Here is a 3,133-nt window from a genome sequence, read left to right on the forward strand (position 1 = left end):
GCGGCACAAGGCTTCTACGTGAACTCAACTTTAAAGTTCCTGAGCATGGATATATTAATGCCATGGCGGTCAAAGGAAATCTTAGGGATATCTATGGCATTAATATGCGCAAAGGCCTCTTTGTTTTTTATAAGAATTTTGAAGATATCTTCTCTACCCATCCTGATCTATATAATGGCTATGGAGCCGAGTTTATGCTCCAACTGATTGAAGATATTGTTTATTATTATTCAACCTTACGTGGATATATCTATGAAGAGTTTCCTGTGGTGGTAGGGTATGGTGTTGGTCTTCCCACCTCATATATTCCACAGTTTGAGGAGCTGATGGGTGCGGAAAATGTGATGATTGCCGGTGAGGGTGTGCGGTATCCATGGTCTGATTTCGAAGAAGAACAGCGCAGGAACTTCCCGAACGGTGCCCCGGACCCTCTCTACGATAAGACAGGTCAGCTCTTTGGTGGGGTTATAAACCATGATCCGCAGGCTACGGGTATCTATGTTGCTGATCCTCGGTATTATCCTGAATCACCATTGTATGACCCTGTTCTTGCCTCAAAGGTACACCTGGTGCATAGTGAATTTACTGAGCCAGACCCTTCTATATAAACACTATGAAGTATAAATGCGAATATAAGGATGAGTTCATTGTTCCGGTGTTCACTCAGGAGAGCGGGTACTGGGAGAAAATCATGAAGCCTAGTTTACAGCAGCAGGGGTGGTATATCGCTGAAGTAGACTGTGCGAATGTAGAGGATATTGAGGATTGCGGCACAAGGCTTCTACGTGAACTCAACTTTAAGGTTCCTGAGCATGGATATATTAATGCTATGGGGGTCAAAGATAATATCACTGACATCTACGGCATTAATATGCGCAAAGGTCTCTTTGTGTTTTATAAGAATTTTGAAGACATCTTCTCTACCCATCCTGACCTATATAATGGCTATGGAGCCGATTTTATGCTCCAACTGATTGAAGATATTGTTTATTATTATTCCAAATTCCGGGGAAATATTTATGAACAGTACCCTGTGGTGGTGGGGTACGGCGTTGGTCTTCCCACCTCGTATCTCCCACAGTTTGAGGAACTGATGGGTGCTGAGAACGTGATGATTGCCGGTGAGGGTGTGCGGTATCCATGGTCTGATTTTGAGGAAGAACAGCGCAGGAATTTCCCTCATGGTGCCCCGGACCCTCTGTACGATAAAGAAGGGATCGTCTATGGGTTTACGATTGATGATAAGGATTCTACCGGAGTCTATGTGGAAGACCCTCGGTATTATCCTGAGTCACCATTGTATGACCCTGTTCTTGCCTCGAAAGTGCACCTGGTGCATAGTGAATTTGACGATCCCGAATAATCGATCATGTTCCTTCTTGAGTTTAGTTGTCCGTAGCTTATAGCGAAGTTACGGACAACTAATTTTCTATATCTTTATGCCTGTCACCAAATAAGAAAGCTACGGAGGCTGTTCTGCCGCAACTGCTGTTGAGGGGAATCCTATTACGTATACGGAGATGGATTTTATGGCTCCTCAACCTAAGATTGGTGAAAACGGTAGAGTTGAGTTGAAGCCTAACGGGAAGCCTGAGACGACTCGTGGTGATGACCGGTTGATAGTGGGTAGTAATGGCAGTATCTATTACAGCCCGGATCATTATCACACGTTTATCCTGATAGTAGAGTAAGGGAGAAAATAACTATGGTTTACACACCAGAAAGGCCGAAATCTTTTGTAGCTCCTTTGTTTATTCGTGAGGGTGGGTACTGGGAGAACCATATGCTGCCTTATCTGGAAGCGGAGGGGTGGAAGGTTATTGTTGTTGACTGTGCCGGGGTAAAAACCACGTTGGATTTTGCGTACCGTCTGGTTGCGAGTATTGAGAGTGTCTATGCTATTCCGGATGATTTTAACCTGCGCTGGGCTTCTGAAGATGCCTGCCTGATTAACTGGTTTGATATGCGTCAAGGACTGTTTATGCTGTATAAAAACTTTGATGATCTCTTCGTGATGGATGATAAGGCTGTTACAGCGTGCGTAAATATTCTGGAAACTATGGACGGTCGTTATACTGTTCGTCCAGTTTTCGGTAGTGGGCTTTATCGGGTCCTCTTTGGATATGGATTTGAATTTTCACGCGAGAGCCTACCTGTGATCAAAAAATTCTTTGAAGATAAAACTGTAACCGCCAAAGATGGGGCGGAATATCCTTGGAGCGGTGTGGAGAGGTATAAGAAAGTGTTTTTTCCTCAGGGTTTTCCTGACCCGTTGTATGAGGATGGGGAGTGGATTGATGCTCCTGATGAGTACCCCGAGAGCACATCCTACACCGGCGGCAGTAATGGGTAAAGCACATCCGAACAAACCTCAATATTCGATATTTTGAAATTGACGTTCATGACGCCGGGTATATTATGCGAGACGAACCTAGGCTGCCGGTAAAACGGGACAGTGAACGTTTAGTAGTAGGTAGTAATGGCGATATCTACTACACCCCCAACCATTATAAAGATTTTGTATTATTAAGGAGGAGTTAGCGTGGAACAAGTTGATGAGGTCTGGGGATTTATTCCAGTTATATATATTAAAGAGTCCCATATTTTGCGGGAGCGTGTTAGCTCTCTTGTGAAAGCAGGCTGGAAAATCGTAAATTTTATAAGTTCCAATATCTCTGACTCGCCTAGTCTAGAGGCGGAAGTTATTCGTGCTATTGATTGTCCTTGGCCTTTGCCAGATGAAGGTGCGTGGTGGACACTTGATTTTGTTGAAGAAATTGATCAATGGAAGGACCTGTCGCAAGGGCTTTTTGTTTATGTTTCTGACTTTGATGGTTTAATCCGCAGTAGCCCGGCAGAAGCGGATACCTTATACCAGCATATTGCACGTATGCAGGATCGTTATCGCTGGGAGCGTCTTCGCGACGGAGATGAAAATCTTAAGTTTATTTATGGTTTTGAATGTTCTGAGAAGAATCTTTCGTTGGTGCGGGATTTTTTCCAGGGATATGTGGTAGTTGTGGATAGGTTTGAACCTGAGCATCCTGAGCTTGAACGTGCGGAGGCCCTGGGTCCTTTCGTGGATGAGTATCCGCATTTGCCAGAGTAAAGGATTAGAATCAATAACCTATAT

Annotated in this window: 4 protein-coding genes; all 4 read left to right on the plus strand. The window is 44.2% G+C overall.

From position 1 onward, the window contains the following. Positions 1-608 (plus strand): hypothetical protein (locus tag HMPREF3164_RS04275; protein WP_246822602.1); only part of this gene is annotated, 608 nt, incomplete at its 5' end. A gap of 5 nt (positions 609-613) precedes the next feature. Continuing rightward, positions 614-1,363 carry a hypothetical protein gene (locus tag HMPREF3164_RS04280; protein WP_070449102.1) on the plus strand — a complete coding sequence of 250 codons (750 nt, stop codon included), beginning with the start codon at positions 614-616 and terminating at the stop codon, positions 1,361-1,363. 342 nt (positions 1,364-1,705) lie between these two features. After that, the gene (locus tag HMPREF3164_RS04290; protein ID WP_070449106.1) at positions 1,706-2,353 is read left to right on the plus strand and encodes a hypothetical protein; all 648 of its coding nucleotides are present in this window, start codon (positions 1,706-1,708) and stop codon (positions 2,351-2,353) included. A gap of 189 nt (positions 2,354-2,542) precedes the next feature. Then, positions 2,543-3,109: a hypothetical protein gene (locus HMPREF3164_RS04295; RefSeq protein WP_070449108.1), complete on the plus strand. Its 567-nt coding sequence runs from the start codon at positions 2,543-2,545 to the stop codon at positions 3,107-3,109. The last annotated feature ends 24 nt before the right edge of the window (positions 3,110-3,133 follow it).

The organism is Rothia sp. HMSC08A08, assembly GCF_001808385.1.
GTDB classification, from domain to species: Bacteria; Actinomycetota; Actinomycetes; order Actinomycetales; family Micrococcaceae; genus Rothia; species Rothia dentocariosa.